Below are 21,106 nucleotides of genomic sequence, written 5' to 3' on the forward strand. Positions count from 1 at the left end.
TGTTTTTAAAAGCGTCGGTTGCTCCGGCGCTTTTTTGTTGCAGGCGTTTCTGCCGTGTTGATTCTCCGCTCGATTATTTCCAAGCTTTTCCTTATGACTTTGCTATTAGGCGGATCTTTTGGCATTTGCTCTTCATTACACTGACTTCTTAATGCGATTTTTTTGCCTGAAACACGCTAATTGATTGATGCGTGAGGCTAAATTGCTGTGACGGGCCATATAAGAGTATAATCGGGTGAATTTTATAGACGAGTGTTGCGCACTGGGTTGCAACGCAGTGTTGCCGAAAAAGGATTCTGTGACTCATGGGTGAATTTGCCAAAGAGATCCTGCCCGTCAATATCGAAGACGAGCTGAAGCAGTCCTATCTGGATTACGCCATGAGCGTAATCGTGGGACGTGCTCTGCCGGATGTTCGTGATGGTCTGAAACCTGTACACCGCCGTGTACTGTTTGCCATGCATGAACTGGGTAATGACTGGAATAAACCATATAAAAAATCGGCCCGTGTTGTCGGCGATGTGATCGGTAAATATCACCCTCATGGTGATAGTGCGGTGTACGATACCATCGTACGTATGGCCCAGCCGTTTTCTATGCGTCATATGTTGGTGGATGGCCAGGGTAATTTTGGTTCCATCGATGGTGATAACGCCGCAGCGATGCGTTATACCGAGGTGCGTATGGCCCGTATCTCCCACGAGATGCTGGCTGATCTGGACAAAGAGACCGTTAATTTTGTTGATAACTACGACGGCACAGAGCGGATCCCGGAAGTGTTGCCGACCCGTGTACCTAACCTGCTGGTAAACGGCTCGTCTGGTATTGCGGTCGGTATGGCGACGAATATTCCACCTCATAACCTGACGGAAGTCATCAATGGCTGTCTGGCTCTGCTGGATGATGGTGACCTGACCGTTGATCAGCTGATGGAGTTTATTCCCGGCCCTGATCTGCCAACTGCCGGTATTATTAATGGTCGCGCGGGTATCCTGCAGGCGTATCGTACCGGTCGTGGTCGCATCTATATGCGTGCCCGTCACCATATTGAGCGTGATGATAAGGCCAACAAAGAAACCATTATTATCACCGAGATCCCTTATCAGCTGAACAAAGCCCGTGTGATCGAAAAGATCGCTGAGTTGGTGAAAGAGAAGAAGATCGAAGGGATTTCTGAATTGCGCGATGAGTCCGATAAGGACGGTTTGCGTGTGGTTATTGAACTGAAACGTGGTGAGTCCGGCGAGGTGGTGATCAATAACCTGTTCGCTCAGACTCAGCTGGAAAGTGTATTTGGTATCAATATTGTTGCGCTGGAAAATGGCCAACCGAAAGTATTGAACCTGAAGCAGCTGCTGGAAGCTTTCCTGCGTCACCGTCGTGAAGTGGTGACGCGCAGAACCGTATTTGAACTGCGTAAAGCCCGTGAGCGCGGCCATATCCTGGAAGGTCTGGCTATTGCGCTGGCCAATATTGATCCTGTGATTGAGCTGATCCGCCAGTCGCCTTCTGCTGCTGAAGCGAAAGAGAAGTTGATTGAGGGTGTCTGGACGCCGGGTAATGTGGTATCCATGCTGGAGCGTGCCGGTGCCGATTCCTGTCGCCCGGATGACCTGGAAGCAGGTTTTGGCCTGAACGACGGCGTTTACCGTCTGTCTCCAGCTCAGGCTCAAGCGATTCTGGAACTGCGTCTTCACCGTCTGACCGGTCTGGAACACGAAAAGCTGCTGAAAGAGTACCAGGAGATCCTGGCTAAGATCGCGGAGCTGGCGAATATTCTGGCGGACTCCGAAAAACTGCTGCAAGTGATTCGTGAAGAGCTACAGGCGATTCGTGAACAGTACGGCGAAGAGCGTCGCACCGAGATCATCAGTAGTCGTCTGGATCTGACCATGGAAGATCTGATCAACGTTGAGGATATGGTGGTGACCATCTCCCGCAGTGGTTATGCCAAGTCACAGCCGTTGAGCGATTACCGTGCCCAGCGTCGTGGTGGCCGTGGTAAGTCTGCCACTGCCATGAAAGATGAAGATGTGATCGAGCATCTGCTGGTGGCATCAACCCACGATACCCTTCTGTTGTTCAGTAACCGAGGCAAGGTCTACTGGCTGAAGGTGTACGAATTGCCACAGGCGGGTCGTGGTTCCCGTGGTCGTCCTATGGTCAACCTGTTGCCATTGGAAGAAGGTGAGCATATCAGTGCCCTGCTGCCGATGCCTAAGCCGGATGAGAAGGTTGATACGGATGCTGATGACGCCGAAGGCACAGAAGAAGTGAAAGACAGTGCTGCGCTGAAAAACGCTGCGCCGTTTGTGTTGATGGCAACGGCCAAAGGTACGGTGAAGAAGACTTCCCTGAGTCAGTTCTCCCGTCCCCGTAGCAGTGGTCTGATTGCACTGGAAATTGAAGACGGGGACCGTCTGATTGGTGCAGCAGTAACCAATGGTGAGAACCATGTAATGCTACTGAGCAGCGCTGGTAAGATGATTCGCTTTGACGAAGAGAATATCCGTCCGATGGGACGTACTGCCCGTGGTGTGCGCGGTATGAAACTGCCGGAAGGCGCAGAAGTGATCTCGCTGATTATCCCTCAAACCAATGTGGTGGCGGATGACGACAGTGAAACTGACTCTGACAACGTTGCTGTAGCAGCGATTGAAGGTGCAGAAGCGATCGATGATCAGGTCTATATTCTGACCGCGTCTGAAAACGGTTTCGGTAAGCGTACCTGCCTGGAAGCTTTCCCGGTGAAAGGCCGTGGTGGTCAGGGTGTAATCGCCATGCAGACCAGTGAGCGTAATGGTCAGTTGGTTTCAGCTATTCAGGTTGCGTCTCAGGATGAAATGATGCTGATCACCGACGGTGGCACCCTGGTGCGTACCCGTGTGGCGGAAGTGTCTGTTTCTGGCCGTAATACCCAGGGTGTCACCCTGATTCGTCTGACCGAGGGTGAGCATCTGGTGACTGCAGTACGTGTAGATGAACCGGAAGATGATGGTGAAGTAGACGACAGTGATGTGGTTGCAGAGGGTGATACCCCGGCTAATGTGGACGCAGAACAAAATCCGGCGCAAAATGAAACGCCGGACAGTACAGAACCCGAACAGGGGGCTGAATAATCCGAGGGTAGAATAAACCCTGGGAAATAATAAAAAACAGGGGCCTTAGGCCCCTGTTTTGTTTGCTATTTATTGATTATGCAACCGGCTTGGAGAACTCCAGCCGGAGAAACAGAGGACCAATAAAGAAGCAGTGCTTCTTTTGTGAGTACATCGATGACACGTAAATACAATTTTTGCGCGGGACCTGCAGCTTTACCTGAAGCTGTATTACTAAAAGCTCAGGCAGAGATGCTGGATTGGCAGGGTCGCGGTTTATCCGTGATGGAGATGAGTCACCGCAGTGAAGCGTTTGTGGCGATTGCTGAGCAGGCAGAGCAGGATCTGCGTGATCTGTTGCAAGTGCCTGACAACTACAAGGTGCTCTTTATGCAGGGCGGTGCCAGCAGTCAGTTTGCGATGGTGCCCCTGAATCTGCTGGGTAAAGGTGGTACAGGCAACTATGTGAAAACAGGTGTCTGGTCGAAAAAAGCGATTGCTGAAGCCAAGCGTTATAACCCTATTCATCTGGCTGCCGACACCGAAGGTAACAGCTTTACCTCAGTACCTGCACAGAATGAAATTGTATTGTCCGACGATGCGTCTTATCTGCACTTTACCAGCAATGAAACCATTGGTGGTCTGCAGTTTGATTATCTGCCTGAAGCGGGTGATGTGCCGCTGGTATGTGATATGTCATCGGATATTCTGGCAGCGCCGTTGAACGTCGGTGATTACGGTGTGATCTACGCCGGTGCTCAGAAAAATATCGGCCCTGCCGGTCTGACGCTGGTGATTATCCGTGATGATCTGCTGGATCAGGCGATGGAAATCACCCCTTCCATGATGAACTATCGCATCGCGGCGGATAATGACTCCATGTACAACACGCCACCGACCTATGCCTGGTATCTGTCCGGTCTGGTATTTGACTGGCTGAAAAATGAAGTGGGTGGCTTGGAGAAGATGGCTGAGATTAATACCCGTAAGGCGAACAAGCTTTACTCGGCGATTGATAACAGCAGCTTCTATGGCAATCCTATTGCTGTGGCGAATCGCTCACAGATGAATGTGCCTTTTACCCTGGCCGATGCGGCGCTGGATAAGGTCTTCCTGCAGGAAGCGGAGCAAAACGGTTTACTGAATCTGGCCGGTCACCGCTCTGTCGGTGGCATGCGCGCCAGTATCTACAACGCTGTACCTGAACAAGCAGTGGATGCCTTAATCGCCTTTATGGCTGACTTTGAACAACGTCACGGGTAACAGAGATGTCTGAAGCAGAACAGTTAGCGGTCCTGAGAGACCAGATTGATGAGATCGATCAGACTATTCAAAAGTTGATCAATCAACGTGCCCAGTGCGCGCAAAAGGTAGCGGAAGTCAAACAAGCCTCCGGTAACGGGGATATCCAGTTCTACCGTCCTGAGCGAGAAGCCCAGGTACTGCGTCGCGTCATGGAACGTAACGACGGCCCCCTGCCTGATGAAGAGATGGCTCGTTTGTTCCGTGAGATTATGTCGGCCTGTCTGGCACTGGAAGAGCCGGTTAAAGTGGCCTTCCTGGGCCCTGAGGGGACCTTTACCCAGGAAGCGGCTCTGAAGCACTTTGGTAACTCCGCAGTGACCAGACCAATGGCGGCCATTGATGATGTCTTCCGTGAAGTGGAAGCAGGTGCCGTGGCTTACGGCGTGGTGCCGGTTGAGAACTCTACTGAGGGCGTGATCAGTCATACGCTGGATAGCTTTATTGACTCTTCCCTGCAGATTTCCGGTGAAGTGGTATTGCGTATCCATCAGGATCTGCTGGTGGGTGAGAATACCCGTAAGGATAAGATCTCCCGTATCTACTCCCATCCATCATCACTGGCTCAATGCCGTAAGTGGCTGGATCAGCACTACCCGACTGCAGAGCGTATTCCGGTCAGCAGTAATGCGGAAGCGGCCCGCCTGGTGAAAAGTGAATGGCACTCGGCAGCGATTGCCGGTGATATGGCTGCGAAAAAATACGGCTTGGAAAAGATCGCTGAGAAGATCGAAGATCAGCCGGATAACTCCACCCGTTTCCTGATTATTGGTACGCAGGAAGTACCGGGTAGCGGTGAGGATAAAACCTCTATCATGGCAGCAACCCGTAACCAACCGGGCGCACTGCATGACTTGCTGGAGCCGTTCCATCGTCATGGTATCGATCTGACCCGCGTAGAAACACGACCATCAAAAGTGGGTGCGTGGAACTATGTTTTCTTTATCGACTTTGCCGGTCATGCCGATGATGCCCGTGTGAAGCTGGCGCTGGAAGAGGTTGGGCAACGGGTTTCTGATATTAAGATCCTGGGTTCTTATCCAAAGGGTGTGCTGTAATCACTCCCGTTTAGCGGTACGCTCATAACAGCAACAAAACGGGAGGCAGAGCCTCCCGTTTTGCTGTGTTGACGCAAGCACTGGCTTTGCAGGTATAGTGCTTTATCCACGAGAGCTAACAGATAGTAAGGCCGTAATATAACGGCTCATTGAAATAAGATTATTAGAAGGCGGAAATCATTATGGCGTGTGACTACATTGAATTGGCCAACAAAGGTGTTCAGGGTCTGCAGCCTTATCAGCCAGGGAAGCCGGTTGAAGAGCTGGAGCGTGAGCTGGGTATTAGCGATATCGTAAAGCTGGCCAGCAATGAGAACCCACTGGGCCCAAGCCCAAAGGCATTAGCGGCGATTCATACGGTATTGACTGAGCTGACCCGATATCCCGATGGCAATGGTTTTCGTCTAAAAGCGGCTCTGGCCGAAAAACTGGGTGTGGGTACGGATCAGATCACGTTGGGCAACGGTTCTAACGATGTACTGGAGATGATTGCCCGCTCCTATCTGACCGCGCATAGTGCTTCCATGTACTCTCAGCATGCCTTTGCGGTGTATCCGATTGTGACTCAGGCTATAGGTGCTCAGCATATTGCGGTACCGGCAAAGAACTGGGGGCATGATCTGCAGGCGATGGCGGAAGCGATTACCGATAAAACCCGAGTAATCTTTGTTGCTAATCCGAATAACCCAACGGGTACCTGGCTGACCGAAACTGAGCTGCGTGCTTTCCTGGATAAAGTACCTGAGCGTATTATTGTGGTGCTGGATGAGGCTTATACAGAGTATGTGGTCGAGGATGAGTTCCCGGACGGTATCACACTGCTGAAGGACTATCCAAGCCTGGTAGTGACCCGTACCTTCTCCAAGGCCTATGGCCTGGCGGGGCTGCGTATCGGTTATAGCGTCAGTAACCCGCAGGTGGCGGATATTCTGAACCGTATCCGTCAGCCGTTTAATGCCAATATTGCAGCCCAGGAAGCGGCGATTGCGGCACTGAATGATGAGGCTTACCTGCAACAGAGTGTTGAAGTGAATGCCGAAGGTATGAGCTATCTGGAAACTGAGTTTGCGCGCCTGGGGCTGGAATTTATACCATCGGTGGGTAACTTTATCTCCGTTGATGTCGGTCAGCCAGCGGCACCTGTCGATAAGGCTCTGCTGAATGAAGGTGTCATCGTACGTCCAGTAGCGCCTTATCAAATGCCCAACCATCTAAGGGTTTCCATTGGCACGATGGAAGAAAACCGTCGATTTATTCAGGCGCTGGAAAAAGTGCTGGGGGCGTTAGCGGGTGAGCAACAGTAATTTTTCTAATCAAGCGCGTGAATCTGACAAGCCGTCTTTATCGGTAGAAAGTGACTTTAGTGGTCAGGAAATTACCGCTATTAAAACCACACTGATTATCGGTCTGGGTCTCATTGGTGGCTCCCTGGCTCTGGCGCTGAAAAAAGCGGGTTTGGGCGGTACCATTATCGGTTGTGACCGGGATCAGGAAGAGGTCGATCTGGCGATTAAGATCGGTATGATTGATCAGGGCTCAACCTGGGCAGAGGACTGGATCGCTCAGGCGGATCTGATCGTGATCTCGGTGCCTGTGATCGCTATGGAATCTGTGATGCAGCAGATTAAACCTCTGCTGCGCCCCGATACCCTGATCACAGATGTGGGTAGCAGTAAAGGCTCTGTGCTGGCGGGTGCTGAGCGGGTTTGGGGCTCTCTGCCGGATAACTTTGTTCTGGGTCACCCGATTGCCGGTTCCGAGAAAAGCGGTGTTGCCGCTGCCTTGGTGGATTTGTATCAGCATCACAAGGTGATTATTACGCCAGCGGCCAACAACCCAGACCCTGCGGTGCGCTGCATTGCCCAGATGTGGCAGGCATGTGGTGCAGACGTGCTGAGTATGGATATTCCGCGCCACGATGAAGTGTTGGCGGCGACCAGTCACTTGCCCCATATGCTGGCGTTTTCTCTGGTGGATACTCTGGCCCGTCAGGATGAGAGTCTGGAGATCTTCCGTTATGCGGCGGGTGGTTTCCGTGACTTTACCCGTATTGCTGCCAGCGATCCCGTTATGTGGCGGGATATCTATACGGCAAATAAAGATGCTGTGCTTAATGCGCTGACCCAGTTTGAAGAGGGTTTGGCAACGTTAAGAACAGCGATCGAACAATCAGACAGTGATGCCATGCTGCGCATCTTTACCCGGGCCAAATCGGCGCGGGAACATTTTTCAAGAATTCTGGAAAACTCGGCTTATATCCCTATGGAAAACAAATTAATTCATTACCGTGCGGCACCGGCGGGTGCTCTTTCTGGTCGTTTACGTGTACCGGGTGATAAATCTATCTCTCATCGGTCCATTATGTTGGGCTCCCTGGCGGAAGGTACCACTCATATTAAAGGCTTCCTGGAAGGTGAGGACAGTCTGGCGACGCTGCAGGCGTTCCGCGATATGGGCGTGGTGATTGAAGGCCCGCACCAGGGTGAGGTGACGGTGCATGGTGTTGGTCTGCACGGCTTACAGAAACCGGCTGGTCCTCTGTATCTGGGGAACTCAGGTACTTCTATGCGTCTGCTGGCAGGTCTGATGGCGGGGCAGGACTTTGACGTTGAGCTGACCGGTGATGCCTCTCTGACCAAGCGTCCTATGGAGCGTGTTGCTAAGCCGCTGCGTGATATGGGGGCTGTGGTTGAAACCGCTGAAGGCGGTCGCCCGCCGATGCTGATCAAGGGCGGTCAGCCGCTGAAGGGGATCGACTATGTGATGCCTATGGCCAGTGCTCAGGTGAAATCCTGTGTGTTGCTGGCGGGCCTGTATGCCGACGGCGTAACTCAGACCACTGAACCGGCTCCTACCCGTGATCATACCGAGCGTATGTTGACTGGCTTTGGTTATCCTGTGGCTCGTGATGGTGCCAAGGCTTCTTTGCAAGGTGGTGGTAAGCTGACAGCGAGTGATATTGATGTACCGTCGGATATCTCTTCTGCTGCCTTCTTTATGGTGGCGGGTTCTATCGCACCGGATTCCGAGATTGTAATTGAGCATGTAGGCCTGAATCCGACCCGCGTAGGGGTGATCAATATCCTGAAGCTGATGGGTGCGGATATCACGCTGGAAAACGAAGCGGAAGTGGGTGGTGAGCCGGTTGCGGATATTCGTGTGCGTTCTGCTCAGCTGAAGGGGATCGATATTCCTCTGGATCAGGTGCCTCTGGCCATTGATGAATTCCCTGTACTGTTTGTGGCAGCTGCTTGTGCTGAAGGCACGACCCGTCTGCGTGGTGCAGAAGAGCTGCGTGTTAAAGAGAGTGACCGTATCCAGGTGATGGCCGATGGTCTGCTGGCGTTAGGTGTGGATTGCACTGTAGTGGAAGACGGTATTGATATTGTCGGTGGCGTCATCAAAGGTGGTTCTGTGCATAGCCGTGATGATCACCGTATCGCTATGTCTTTTGCCGTGGCTTCCCTGCGCGCCGAGGGCGAAATCTTTATCGAAGATTGCGCCAATGTCGCGACTTCTTTCCCAGGCTTTGTTGAACTGGCCAATGGTGCGGGCTTCAGCCTGAGTGTGGAAGAAGAGTAACCTCTATACAGTGGGACTAGGTTTTGGCTGTTAAACTGCCAAGAAACGGTTTCATTGCAGTGCATTAGATTCAATAAAAGCCTTTGTCCAAATAGTGGGCAAAGGCTTTTTCCTAATCGGCGCTAATCTTCAAACTATAAAATAAGCAGCAAAACAAAAGTTTTCCGAACATGTGACATCATGTTTTGATGCCTTGTAAAAATATCGACAGACTTTTGTTTTGCTCTGTCTTGGATGAGATTTTATTGTGATTCCTGTTATTACACTGGATGGGCCGGGTGGTGCCGGTAAGGGAACAATCAGTCAAATTATTGCCGGTCGTTTGGGCTGGCATCTGCTGGATAGCGGTGCCCTGTATCGACTGACCGCATTGGCGGCTGAGCGTCATGGCGTGGCGTTTGATGATGAAGCGGCATTAGCGGATGTGGCGCGTCAGCTGGATGTGGCGTTTCTGCCTGGCGAAGAGAATGAGCCGGTACGTGTTATGTTGGAAGGTGAAGAAGTTTCCAAAGAAATTCGTACCGAAAGCTGTGGTAATAATGCTTCTAAAGTGGCGGCTCTGAATGCTGTACGTGATGCCCTGTTGCAACGTCAGAGAGATTTTAAGCAGGCACCGGGTGTGGTCGCTGATGGTCGTGATATGGGTACTGTGGTATTTACCGAAGCACCGCTGAAGATCTACCTGACAGCCAGCGCCGAAGAACGGGCTAATCGAAGAGTAAAACAGTTGCAAGATAAAGGCATTGATGTTAAATTCCAAGCCATTTTAAGCGAGATACAAACTCGCGACGAGCGTGATATGAACCGTGCTGTGGCGCCTTTAAAGCCGGCAGACGATGGAATCACGCTGGATACTACCGATATGTCGATCCCGGAAGTGGTAAACCACATCATCGATTTGGCTAGAGAACGCTCTCTGGTCTGATGGTGTTTTTTCTTTTTTCGGTACTGTGTCGGGCTGAGCGTCATAGGGAATGATCGTCCTTAATCTGATAAACGATCCTTGTCTGAACCAGTGTTAACGCTGCCCGGTACATATTTTGAATGAAGCCCGTATTTACTGGTGATACGGAGACTGCGGAGAAGCAAAGCCATCGTGCACACTTTTGTGATGCCGGTTTTGTTATCCCTAACTGATGATTACACAGGAAAAATAATGAGCGAATTAAGCTTTGCTGAACTGTTCGAACAGAGCCTTCAAGAAGTTAACATGGAGCCAGGTTCGATCGTAGCTGCAACTGTAGTTGATATCGATGGTGACTGGGTAACCGTACACGCGGGCCTGAAATCTGAAGGCGTTATCCCACGCTCTCAGTTTGTTAACGAAGGTGAAGAGTTTACTCTGAGCATCGGTGACGAAGTTCAAGTAGCTCTGGAAGCTGTTGAAGACGGTTTCGGTGAGACGCGTCTGTCTCGTGAAAAAGCGAAACGCGCTGAGTCTTGGAAAGGTCTGGAAAAAGCCTTCGAAGAGAACGAAATTGTTAAAGGTATCATCAACGGTAAAGTTAAAGGTGGCTTCACTGTTGACGTACATAACATCCGTGCGTTCCTGCCTGGTTCTCTGGTTGACGTACGTCCTGTACGTGACACCACTCACCTGGAAGGTAAAGAGCTGGACTTCCGCGTAATCAAGCTGGATCCTAAGCGTAACAACGTTGTTGTTTCCCGTCGTTCGGTTCTGGAAGCTGAAAACTCTGCAGAGCGCGAGCAGCTGCTGGCTAACCTGCAGGAAGGTCAAGAAGTTAAAGGTATCGTTAAGAACCTGACTGACTACGGTGCATTCGTTGATCTGGGTGGTGTTGATGGCCTGCTGCACATCACTGACATGGCTTGGAAGCGCATTAAGCACCCAAGCGAGATCGTAAACGTTGGTGACGAAATCCTGGTTAAAGTACTGAAGTTCGACCGTGAGCGTAACCGTGTTTCTCTGGGTCTGAAGCAACTGGGTGAAGATCCATGGGTGAACATCATCAATCGTTACCCAGAAGGTACTAAAGTTAAGGCTCGTGTAACTAACCTGACTGACTACGGCTGCTTCGCAGAGCTGGAAGAAGGTGTTGAAGGTCTGGTACACGTGTCTGAAATGGACTGGACTAACAAGAACATCCACCCATCTAAAGTTGTTCAAGTGGGCGACGAAGTGGAAGTTATGGTACTGGATATCGACGAAGAGCGTCGTCGTATTTCTCTGGGTATCAAACAGTGCACTCCAAACCCATGGGAAGAGTTCTCTGGCAAGTTCAACAAGAACGACAAAGTTACCGGTTCTATCAAGTCTATTACTGACTTCGGTATCTTCATCGGTCTGGACGGCGGCATCGACGGTCTGGTTCACCTGTCTGACATCTCCTGGAACGAAGCAGGCGAAGAAGCAGTACGTAAGTACAAGAAAGGCGACGAGATCGAAACTATCATCCTGTCTATCGACCCAGAGCGTGAGCGTATCTCCCTGGGTATCAAGCAGCTGGATAGCGATCCATTCCAGGAATACGTAGCTGAGAACGACAAAGGCACTCTGGTAACTGGTAAAGTTATCGCTGTAGACGCTAAAGAAGCGACTATCGAGCTGGCTGGCGACGTGACTGCTACCCTGAAAGCGTCTGAAATCAGCCGCGACAAGGTTGAAGATGCACGCAACGTGCTGAACGAAGGTGATGAAGTTGAAGCTAAGATCGTTAGCATTGACCGTAAGAACCGCGTAATCAGCCTGTCTGTGAAAGCGAAAGATGCTGCTGACGAGAAAGCGGCTCTGGCTAAAGTGCGTTCACAGGAAGTTGAAGCTGCAGGTCCAACCACTATTGGTGACCTGATCAAGCAGCAGATGGAACAGAACTAAGATTACTTCTTAGTCTCTGATTCAATCTGAATCGAAAAGCCACCGTCTTGTACGGTGGCTTTTTTTTGTCGTTAGGAAAGTAAAAGAATTTATTAGCAATAGTATTCTATTGTTCTGTTTCTCTAATAATATTCTTTCTGTATTAGGTTTTTCTGTTCTTTTGATTGGAATTATATTGTCAGGGCAGTAAGTACTTGATGTAAGTACGCGTAAGGCTGTTTCGCGACAGAATAGTGTAAGAAATACACATTGCCGTAAAATAAAAGTGCTTGAATGATAACTTTTAGCTGCTACATTGCTGTGTTGTTGCGGTGCAAAGCTTAAAGAATCATCCGATATCAAGTTATATGAGCCATAAGGATACAAGGATTGGCATATGGGAATTTCTTTTCAATCATTTATCGGTAGAACAGTTGATGAGTTGCCGGAGTTACCCGCTCGTAGTGCGGGTAATATCTCACTTAACACACCAGTAGGCAGCTGTGTTGATCGCTATAAGCGGATTTGGTTAGCGGATACGGCCCATAATCGTCTGGTGATTTTTGATCAGGATCTGGATCATATTTTAGGTGCATATGGTTCAACTGGCTCCGGCCCGGATCAGTTTAATATGCCATTCCGCTTGCTGGCTCATCCACAGAAGAACTGGATCTATGTCACGGATATCGGTAATTATCGCGTACATATTCTGGAATACGATGAAGCACTGAATATTTCACACGTCACCTGTTTTGGTAATGAGCCGGAAGTGGATCTGAAAGGTCCAAACGGTATTGTTTATTATCAAAACAAGTTATGTGTCGCTGATGAGTTTTATGAAGGTGAAGACGGGCAGAGTCGACTGGTGATTTTCACCGATGAAGGGCGGTTCGTTAAAAGTATTCATCAGATCGACTGTAGTCGCAGTGAAGACCCTTTGCATCTGCTGTGGCCCCAGGGCTTGAGTCTGGACTCAATGGGTAATATATATATTGCAAATACGGGCTTTAACACCGTTGTGCGTTGTGACTGGGATGGCAGAGGTGTTCCATTCTCAGGGACTAAAAAGTCTTATATCGATGGTTTGGAGTTGGCCCGGGATGTGTCCTGCGTGCAAGGTAAAATTCTGATTCCGGGTGGTGAAGCTAACGCAATCTCGGTTTACGCCATGAATGGTCGTAAGCAGGGGAAGTTGGAAGGATTTTTTGCCCCGATTCAAATTACAGATCACCCCGATCTGCACAAGCTGCTGATCACCGAGCCTATCCTGGCTAATCTGCAGTTACATAAGATTAACCTGAAATCCGTACAGCGCAATAATGCGCGCCCCACCGAAGTACTGACTTTTGTGGGTGATGAAAGGGATAATCCGGGGCAGCTGCATTTTGTCACTTCGGTCACGGGTGATATTGCGCCCGGTAATCCGGTGCAAAGTAGCTGTAAAGGCACTCATTATCTGGAGCAAATGCTGGATCAGCAGCAGGAGATGCAGGAGCAGATTATTAGGGCCATGCAGTTATCCGGCGCACCTTCCTGGCTCAGTATGGGAATCAACTTTCAGGCCGAATGGTATCAGCGTTGGCAGGAAACCTGGCTGAGAATGTTCCTGGGGGAGCGTTTTAAAGAACCTGATGAGCTGCTGTGGATGGTTGATGCGGGTAATTATCAGCTGCAGGCGACAGAAAACAGTGGTGAAGACAGCTTGCGCCCCGCCAGTATTCCTATGTTACCGGGCTCTTTAGGTGTGGCGACATTAACACCTGATGAGCCATTGCCGGGTCAACTGGATCATTCAGTGCCTCTTCTGGTTGTCAGTAACTTTCTGAGTAGCATTGTGACTGTCTATCAATACAGCCCTATGTTAGGTCAGTTGATTCCTTATACTGTTTTTGGCTCGCAGGGGGCTGCTTCCTGGCAGCTGAATAAGCCCCAGGGCATCGCTATCGATCCTACCAATAATGATATTTTGATTGCCGATTCAGGCAATAATCGCATTTCACGTTGGCGCTTAACCGCCGGAGGTATTGCTGGTTTGGTGGATACTTTTGGTGAGCTGGGTGACTTACCCGGTGAGTTTCATACACCATCCGATGTAGCGGTGGATCAACAGGGGCTGTGTTACGTTACCGACCAGTTTAACAACCGTATTCAGGTATTTGATGGTAAAGGACAGTGGCTCAGGAGCTTTGGTCAGGAAGGTTATGGTGTGGATAATGCCAACTTCTTACTGCCTACCAGTATCGAGTATGAAAATGGCCATCTTTTTATTTCTGATCTGGTGAACCGTGCCATTAAGGTGTTCGATACCGATGGCAGGATTGTCGATAGTTTCTTTGGTTTTGGTGCTGATGAAAATAAAGGTCAATTGTGGATGCCTTACCTGCTGCATGTGCGTGAGGGCAAGGTTTATCTGCCGGATTGTGCATTAAACCGGGTCAATGTATATCACTTTGACTACTCCTAACCAAGACAAATCAAGCAGGCAGGTGAATTATGGTGAGTGTATTTAAACGTGCGGCAAGCAAGCGTTTGAAGCATAAAAAAAACGTTCAGCAGCAGCCAACTGAAGTATTGTCGGATGTCGAATCGCAAGTTTTGTTACATGAAGTGCAAGAGCTGATTGCTGAGGTTGAGAGTGCTGCTGAAGGGCAGAAAGAAGATGTCACTCAGCGTCTGAAACAAGTGCATGAACAGCATAAGGCTATTTTAGCCAAGCAGCGTATCACCGGCCCTCTGGGCTAGAGGTTGTTTTCTATATCAGGCCAGTGGATGCACCGTAGTAGCGCTGCCGTACTGGCTTAGGTTGACGTTAAATGAGAATTCAATATGGCAACCGGTTTTTCAAAAATATCCATTGCTGCACGGGTATGGATGATTTTAGGTTTATTTGCATTGGGCCTGGTGACCAATACCTTGCTGGATGCGGCCAAAACCCGTGACCACCTGAGAGAGAGTTATGAGAAAGGAGTAGTACTGCTGGTGCAAAGTGCTCAGGGCATTGTTGAGCATTATTATCAACAGAGTCAACAAGGTATATTGAGCGAAGCGGAAGCACAAAAGCAGGCGTTAGCCGCAGTATCCGCCATGCGTTTTGACACCGGAAAATTTAACTACATCTTTATCGGTGATAAAGATGGCGTGCAGTTGGCCAGTGGCGTAAAAGCGTTAATCGGAAAAAATATTATGGGGCTGAAAGACCCTATGGGTAAGCCTTTTGTACAAGAGCTATACCGCGAGGCCCGTGCAGGAGGTGGCTTTGTGGATTACCAGTGGCCTAACAGCAAAAACAAAGAGCAGCTGGACCCTAAGACCAGCTACGCAGAAGAGTTTGGGCCTTGGCAGTGGGTGTTAGGTACAGGCCTGAATATGGATGCTTTACAGGCTGATGTACGCCGTTCCGAAGCCTTATCTATGACTCATGGGGCAATTATTTTGGCTGTGTTGTGTGTATTGATGCTGTTCTTTATTCGCAGTATCACAGGGCCTATTAATAAGACTGTACAAGCGATGAAAGACCTATCCATGGGGCAAGGTGATCTGACGCAGCGTCTGAAAGAAGAGGGTAGTATCGAGCTGGTTAGTCTGGCCCGTTACTTCAATCAGTTTGTTTCCTCTATTCAGGATATTATGCGTGGCGTCAGTGAGTCCGCCCACCGTCTGGCCAGTTCTTCTTCACAGATGGCTGCTTCTACTGCTGCAGTAGATGATAGCCTGCATCAGCAGAAGCAGGATGCGGAACAGCTGGCCAGTGCCATGTTGCAGGTAATGGCCAGCGTTGATGAAGTGACCAGTCAAACGGTTCAGGCGACTGAATCGACCGTTCAGGCGGCTAAAGAGTCTGAACAAAGCCAGCAGATCATTAAACGAAATATCACCGAAGCTCAGATGTTATCCCGTGATATTAACCAGGCCGGTGAAGTGATCTCCCGTCTGGCGGAAGATAGTCGTAACGTCGATACCGTACTGGAAGTGATTCGCGGTATCGCCGAGCAAACTAACCTACTGGCACTCAACGCGGCAATTGAAGCGGCCCGTGCCGGTGAGGCAGGTCGTGGTTTTGCTGTGGTAGCGGACGAGGTACGTACCCTGTCGCAGCGTACCCAGGAATCTACCACTGAAATCCAGACTATCGTAGAGAAGCTGCAGGGTGCTGCAGAAGAGGCCGTCAGTGTTATGGGGCAAGGTGCTCAGAAAGCGAATAGTGCGGCGGATACTTCCGCTTCTGCCGGTGAAGCCCTAAGCAATATCACCGAAGAAGTGCAGGCGATTCAACGTATGAATCAACAGATCGCGGCTGCTTCCGAGGAGCAGAGTACCACCGTAAACAGTATCAATAACAATGTGATGAGCATGCGTGATTTGACTGCGGGTGTCGCGGCGGAGTCTGCTCAGATGGCTGCGGCCAGTCAGGATCTGCAGGACCTATCCGGTGATATGATCAAGATGATTGAGCGCTTTAAGATTGGTTAAGCCAAATATGAGCTAGCTGATTGAGCCAATAAAAAAGGAGAAGCCGATGCTTCTCCTTTTTTCTGATCTTTTCTTAGAGTAGGCTATTCCAGCCTCCAGCCTCCAGCCTCCAGCCTCCAGCCTCCAGCCCAAAAAAGAGCTACGGATTACCTTTTAAGCGCTTAACAAGACCGTGTAACAGGCTAAGCTCAAACTTCTCCGGCAGATTGCGCTGGAAATAGGCCCTTAACTTACCAAAAGTAATATCCTGGGGTTTGCCCTTAAAGTAATCCGCATTCTCCAGTGCTTTTTCCATGCGATCAAAAAAGAAGCCCATCTCTTCGTTGTTTGGCCACTCAGATTGTCCTGGCACCGGATTAAACTCTGTCAGGCTCTTTTGGTAGAGCTCATAGGTAATAATCTGTACCGCCGAAGCCATATTCAGGATGGCATAATCTGGATTAGCCGGAATAAATACATGGCGATTGCAGCGATGGTATTCCTCGGCCGTTAAACCACTGCGCTCGCGACCAAAGACAATGGCGATCTCGTCCTGTTCTGGTTGCTCCGCGATAAAGTTAGCACACTGTGGCGGTGTCATCGCAGGTACCTGATGGGAGCGAGGGCGCGCACTGGTAGCAACCACATAGGTACAATCCGCTACCGCTTCTTCCAATGACGACGTTACTACGGCATTAGCAAGAATATCTTCTGCACCGGCTGCCATGGTTGAGGCTTCTTCGTGAGGGAATTCAGTTGGATTGACCAGGTAAAGGCGCTCCATACCCATCACTTTCATCGCTCTGGCAGCAGAGCCGATATTGCCGGGATGGTAGGTGTTGACTAAAACGATGCGGACTCGGTTAAGCATAGTGGGCTATCAGGACGCTTCTCTAAATTGTGAACAGGGCGGCTCCGCTAAATAACAGAGCTGCTGGATGTATGCTGGTTACCTGTGGTCTATCAGGCTAATAAATGCGGGCTAAAAGCTTTGTATCGTGTCGCAATTATATCGGTTAAATCACAGGCATAAAAAAGCCCCGCCATTATAGGCGGGGCTTTTGGCTTAGGGAAATATTCAGTGCTGAATATTTCTAAAGCGGTTCGGCGCGATTAAGCAACCAAGGTGTTGGGGGATGATCACATCATGCCGCCCATGCCACCCATACCGCCCATACCGCCCATATCTGGCATGCCAGCGCCTTTCTCTTCAGGTGCGTCGGTTACCATAGCTTCAGTCGTGATCATCAGACCTGCTACAGAAGAAGCGGCTTGCAGAGAAGAACGGGTTACTTTAGCTGGGTCCAGGATACCCATTTCCAGCATATCGCCGTACTCGCCGTTTGCTGCGTTGTAACCGAAGTTGCCTTCGCCGTTACGTACGTTGGCTACTACAACAGAACCTTCTTCGCCAGCGTTGCTTACGATTTGACGCAGAGGTGCTTCCATCGCACGGAATGCCAGCTCGATACCTACGCTTTGGTCGTGGTTATCACCTTCCAGACCCTGAACTTTACCCAGAGCACGGATCAGTGCAACACCACCGCCAGGTACTACGCCTTCTTCTACTGCAGCACGAGTGGCGTGCAGAGCGTCTTCAACGCGTGCTTTCTTCTCTTTCATTTCCATTTCGGTGCCAGCACCGACTTTGATTACTGCAACGCCGCCAGCCAGTTTAGCTACGCGTTCCTGCAGTTTCTCTTTATCGTAATCGGAAGTGGTTTCTTCGATTTGAGCGCGGATTTGAGCAACGCGAGAATCGATGTCAGATGCCTGGCCTACACCATCAATGATGGTGGTGTTTTCTTTGCTCATGGTCACACGCTTAGCGCTACCCAGGTGCTCAACGCCTGCATTTTCCAGGCTCAGACCCACTTCTTCAGAGATTACAGTACCACCGGTCAGGATAGCGATATCCTGCAGCATGGCTTTACGACGGTCACCGAAACCTGGTGCTTTAGTTGCAGCAACCTTAACGATACCGCGCATAGAGTTAACAACCAGAGTTGCCAGCGCTTCGCCTTCGATATCTTCAGCGATGATCATCAGAGGCTTACCTGCTTTTGCAGTGCCTTCCAGAACTGGCAGCAGTTCACGGATGTTAGAGATCTTTTTGTCAACCAGCAGGATCATAGGATCGTCCAGCTCTACAGCCATCTTGTCCTGGTTGGTTACGAAGTAAGGAGACAGGTAGCCACGGTCGAACTGCATACCTTCTACAACTTCCAGCTCGTCGTCGAAACCACGGCCTTCGTCTACAGTGATAACACCTTCTTTACCTACTTTTTCCATCGCTTCTGCGATGATGTTACCTACAGTCGCATCAGAGTTTGCAGAGATAGTACCTACCTGAGCGATCGCTTTGGAATCAGCACAAGGAACTGCCATCGCTTTCAGTTCAGCAACAACGGCTTGAGTGGCTTTGTCGATACCGCGCTTCAGGTCCATTGGGTTCATGCCCGCCGCAACAGACTTCAGGCCTTCAGTAACGATCGCTTGAGCCAGAACTGTAGCGGTGGTGGTACCGTCACCCGCAACGTCGTTTGCTTTGGACGCTACTTCTTTAACCATCTGTGCGCCCATGTTTTCGAACTTATCTTTCAGTTCGATCTCTTTCGCTACAGATACACCGTCTTTAGTTACGGTAGGTGCACCGAAAGACTTGTCCAGAACAACGTTACGGCCTTTAGGGCCCAAAGTTGCTTTTACAGCGTCAGCCAGTACGTTAACGCCTGCCAGCATGCGCTGACGCGCATCATTACCAAATAGAACGTCTTTAGCCATGTTAAAATTCTCGCTTAAAAATAGGTTTTAATCAGTGTGAACTCAGTGTGAAAGACGGATTAGCCTTCCAGTACTGCGTAGATTTCGCTTTCGCTCATGATCAGCAGATCTTCACCGTCGATCTTAACGGTGTTATTGCCTGCGTACTGACCGAACAGAACGGTGTCACCTACTTTTACGCTCATTGCTTGAACGTCACCATTGTTCAGTACACGGCCGTTACCTACCGCCACTACTTCACCCTGGTTTGGTTTCTCAGTAGCAGAACCTGGCAGAACAATACCGCTTGCAGTAGTGGTCTCTTCTTCCTGACGACGAATTACAACGCGGTCGTGTAAAGGACGGATGCTCATTCTCAATTTACTCCTAAAACTAAAAGCTCTTTGTCTTTCAATCTTTAAAAGAACGGGCTGGGCCCGATGTTTTTGTTATGCCCGCGATGGTTATCATCTGGGCTAAATCCTGTGTTCTGTATTAGTGGGGACACAGGATTTGAATTCAATGGCTGAAAATTATTTTTTTCGTTCAAACTCGCCATCAATCACATCTCCGTTCTGGTCACCACGATGAATGGCCGTTGGGTCCACTCTGTGATGCTCATGGGGTTGCTGATGTGATTGGTATTGCTGGTGAGTGTGAAAATTTTCGTAATCAGCCGTGTTAGACCTATGGATAGGGTTCACGGAAATGTTTTTCAAGACCTTGCTCAGAAGAAAGTTACGACTTCCGGGTAATAAGCAGACAAAGCCCAGGGCATCGGTGACAAAACCTGGGGTTAATAGCAGTGCGCCGCCCACGGCGAGCACTATACCTTCAGCCATCTCTTTGGCTGGAATCTCACCCTGATTCATCTTCCAGTTGGCCCGGTTAAGCATGGCAATACCCTGTCGCTTTAGCAGGGAGATACCAATGGCTGCAGTAAGAATCACTAGGGCTATGGTGCTTAAGGCGCCAATCTGTTCGCCAACCTTGATCAATACCAGCATTTCCACCAGAGGAACGGTAATAAACAGCAGCAGAAATTTATTCATTAATTCATATTCCTGTAGTTACAGAAAGCTATATGAGGCTAAAAGTCAGTTTTTCAAGCTGAAAAAACGACAAAATTTGTTTTAAACACGGGCTTCGCATGCGCAAAAAAATGGGTTATATTGCAATGCACAAAGTTTGGGAAAACACGAAAAATAGAACGGATTAAAACGAATATACCTAGGGGGTAATTATTATGGAACTGAAAGATAAAGTAGTAGTGATCACAGGTGGCGGTCAAGGTTTGGGTCGTCAAATGGCTCTGCGTCTGGCGGCTAAAGGTGCCAAGCTGGCCCTGATCGACCTGAACCAGGAAAAACTGGATGAGACCGTAGCTCTGGTAGCGGAAGCCGGTTCTGAAGCCCGTAGCTACATCGCTAACGTAGCGGATGAAGCTCAGGTTGAAAGCACTTTTGCTCAGATTGCTGACAACTTTGGTCGTATCGATGGCCTGGTAAACAATGCGGGTATTACCCGTGATGGTCTGTTTATCAAAGCGAAAGAAGGCAAAGTGGTTCAGAAGATGAGCCTGGAACACTGGCAGCAGGTGATCGACGTAAACCTGACCGGTGTTTTCCTGTGTGCCCGTGAAGCTGCTGCTCATATGATTGAAGGCAATACTCAGGGTGTAATTATCAACATCTCCAGTATTTCCCGTTCCGGTAACATGGGTCAGACTAACTACACTGCTGCTAAAGCAGGTGTCGCTAACATGGCGGTAACCTGGGCGAAAGAACTGTCTCGCTACGGTATTCGTGTAGCGGCAGTTGCGCCTGGCTTTATCGAAACTGATATGACTGCTGGTATGAAACCAGAAGCGCTGGAAAAAGTATGTTCTGTTATTCCTATGAAGCGTCTGGGTCTGCCAGATGAGATTGCTCACTCTGTTGAGTACATCATGGAAAATGACTACTTTACAGGTCGTGTGATCGAGTGTGACGGTGGTCTGCGTATCTAAGTGCTGATTTTAGCGTTTGGTATACAAAAAA

General features: G+C 49.7%; 15 protein-coding genes. 11 read left to right on the forward strand and 4 right to left on the reverse strand.

The window, feature by feature from the left end:
- Positions 1-305: 305 nt before the first annotated feature.
- From gyrA to H579_RS0120860, 10 genes are all read left to right on the forward strand, one after another.
- On the forward strand, positions 306-3,119 hold the full coding sequence (gene gyrA, locus H579_RS0120815; RefSeq protein WP_028302258.1) for a DNA gyrase subunit A: 2,814 nt from the start codon (positions 306-308) through the stop codon (positions 3,117-3,119).
- Between the two features lie 156 nt (positions 3,120-3,275).
- Positions 3,276-4,361: a 3-phosphoserine/phosphohydroxythreonine transaminase gene (gene serC / locus H579_RS0120820; protein WP_028302259.1), complete on the forward strand. Its 1,086-nt coding sequence runs from the start codon at positions 3,276-3,278 to the stop codon at positions 4,359-4,361.
- Positions 4,362-4,366: 5 nt separating this feature from the next.
- Complete coding sequence (gene pheA / locus H579_RS0120825) at positions 4,367-5,458, forward strand: prephenate dehydratase (protein ID WP_028302260.1); 1,092 nt, start codon at positions 4,367-4,369, stop codon at positions 5,456-5,458.
- Between the two features lie 182 nt (positions 5,459-5,640).
- Positions 5,641-6,762: a histidinol-phosphate transaminase gene (hisC, locus tag H579_RS0120830; protein WP_028302261.1), complete on the forward strand. Its 1,122-nt coding sequence runs from the start codon at positions 5,641-5,643 to the stop codon at positions 6,760-6,762.
- A gap of 70 nt (positions 6,763-6,832) precedes the next feature.
- On the forward strand, positions 6,833-9,040 hold the full coding sequence (locus H579_RS0120835) for a bifunctional prephenate dehydrogenase/3-phosphoshikimate 1-carboxyvinyltransferase (RefSeq protein ID WP_028302262.1): 2,208 nt from the start codon (positions 6,833-6,835) through the stop codon (positions 9,038-9,040).
- Between the two features lie 247 nt (positions 9,041-9,287).
- Entirely contained in the window at positions 9,288-9,965 is a 678-nt protein-coding gene (gene cmk / locus H579_RS0120840) for a (d)CMP kinase (protein WP_281167080.1), read from the forward strand.
- A 231-nt stretch (positions 9,966-10,196) separates the two neighbouring features.
- Positions 10,197-11,876, forward strand: a complete 1,680-nt coding sequence (rpsA, locus tag H579_RS0120845) for a 30S ribosomal protein S1 (protein WP_028302264.1) — start codon at positions 10,197-10,199, stop codon at positions 11,874-11,876.
- A gap of 376 nt (positions 11,877-12,252) precedes the next feature.
- The gene (locus H579_RS0120850) at positions 12,253-14,319 is read left to right on the forward strand and encodes an NHL repeat-containing protein (protein WP_028302265.1); all 2,067 of its coding nucleotides are present in this window, start codon (positions 12,253-12,255) and stop codon (positions 14,317-14,319) included.
- Between the two features lie 32 nt (positions 14,320-14,351).
- Positions 14,352-14,597 carry a hypothetical protein gene (locus H579_RS0120855; protein ID WP_169449728.1) on the forward strand — a complete coding sequence of 82 codons (246 nt, stop codon included), beginning with the start codon at positions 14,352-14,354 and terminating at the stop codon, positions 14,595-14,597.
- An 84-nt stretch (positions 14,598-14,681) separates the two neighbouring features.
- Entirely contained in the window at positions 14,682-16,325 is a 1,644-nt protein-coding gene (locus tag H579_RS0120860; RefSeq protein WP_028302267.1) for a methyl-accepting chemotaxis protein, read from the forward strand.
- A 139-nt stretch (positions 16,326-16,464) separates the two neighbouring features.
- On the opposite strand, the gene H579_RS0120865 is transcribed toward H579_RS0120860, so the two are convergent.
- The 4 genes from H579_RS0120865 to H579_RS0120880 all read right to left on the reverse strand — a co-directional run bounded on the left by H579_RS0120865 (position 16,465) and on the right by H579_RS0120880 (position 20,119).
- Positions 16,465-17,175 (reverse strand): RNA methyltransferase, encoded by a 711-nt coding sequence (locus H579_RS0120865; RefSeq protein WP_028302268.1) that lies wholly within the window; start codon positions 17,173-17,175, stop codon positions 16,465-16,467.
- Between the two features lie 269 nt (positions 17,176-17,444).
- Complete coding sequence (gene groL, locus H579_RS0120870) at positions 17,445-19,088, reverse strand: chaperonin GroEL (RefSeq protein WP_028302269.1); 1,644 nt, start codon at positions 19,086-19,088, stop codon at positions 17,445-17,447.
- 59 nt (positions 19,089-19,147) lie between these two features.
- A complete protein-coding gene (locus H579_RS0120875; protein WP_028302270.1) occupies positions 19,148-19,441 on the reverse strand; it encodes a co-chaperone GroES in 294 nt (97 codons plus the stop codon).
- Between the two features lie 159 nt (positions 19,442-19,600).
- Positions 19,601-20,119, reverse strand: coding sequence for an FxsA family protein (locus H579_RS0120880; protein WP_028302271.1), 519 nt, complete (start codon positions 20,117-20,119; stop codon positions 19,601-19,603).
- A gap of 194 nt (positions 20,120-20,313) precedes the next feature.
- Here H579_RS0120880 and H579_RS0120885 point away from each other — a divergent pair, with 194 nt between their 5' ends.
- On the forward strand, positions 20,314-21,075 hold the full coding sequence (locus H579_RS0120885; protein WP_028302272.1) for an SDR family oxidoreductase: 762 nt from the start codon (positions 20,314-20,316) through the stop codon (positions 21,073-21,075).
- The last annotated feature ends 31 nt before the right edge of the window (positions 21,076-21,106 follow it).

Source organism: Oceanospirillum beijerinckii DSM 7166 (assembly GCF_000422425.1).
GTDB classification, from domain to species: domain Bacteria; phylum Pseudomonadota; class Gammaproteobacteria; order Pseudomonadales; family Halomonadaceae; genus Oceanospirillum; species Oceanospirillum beijerinckii.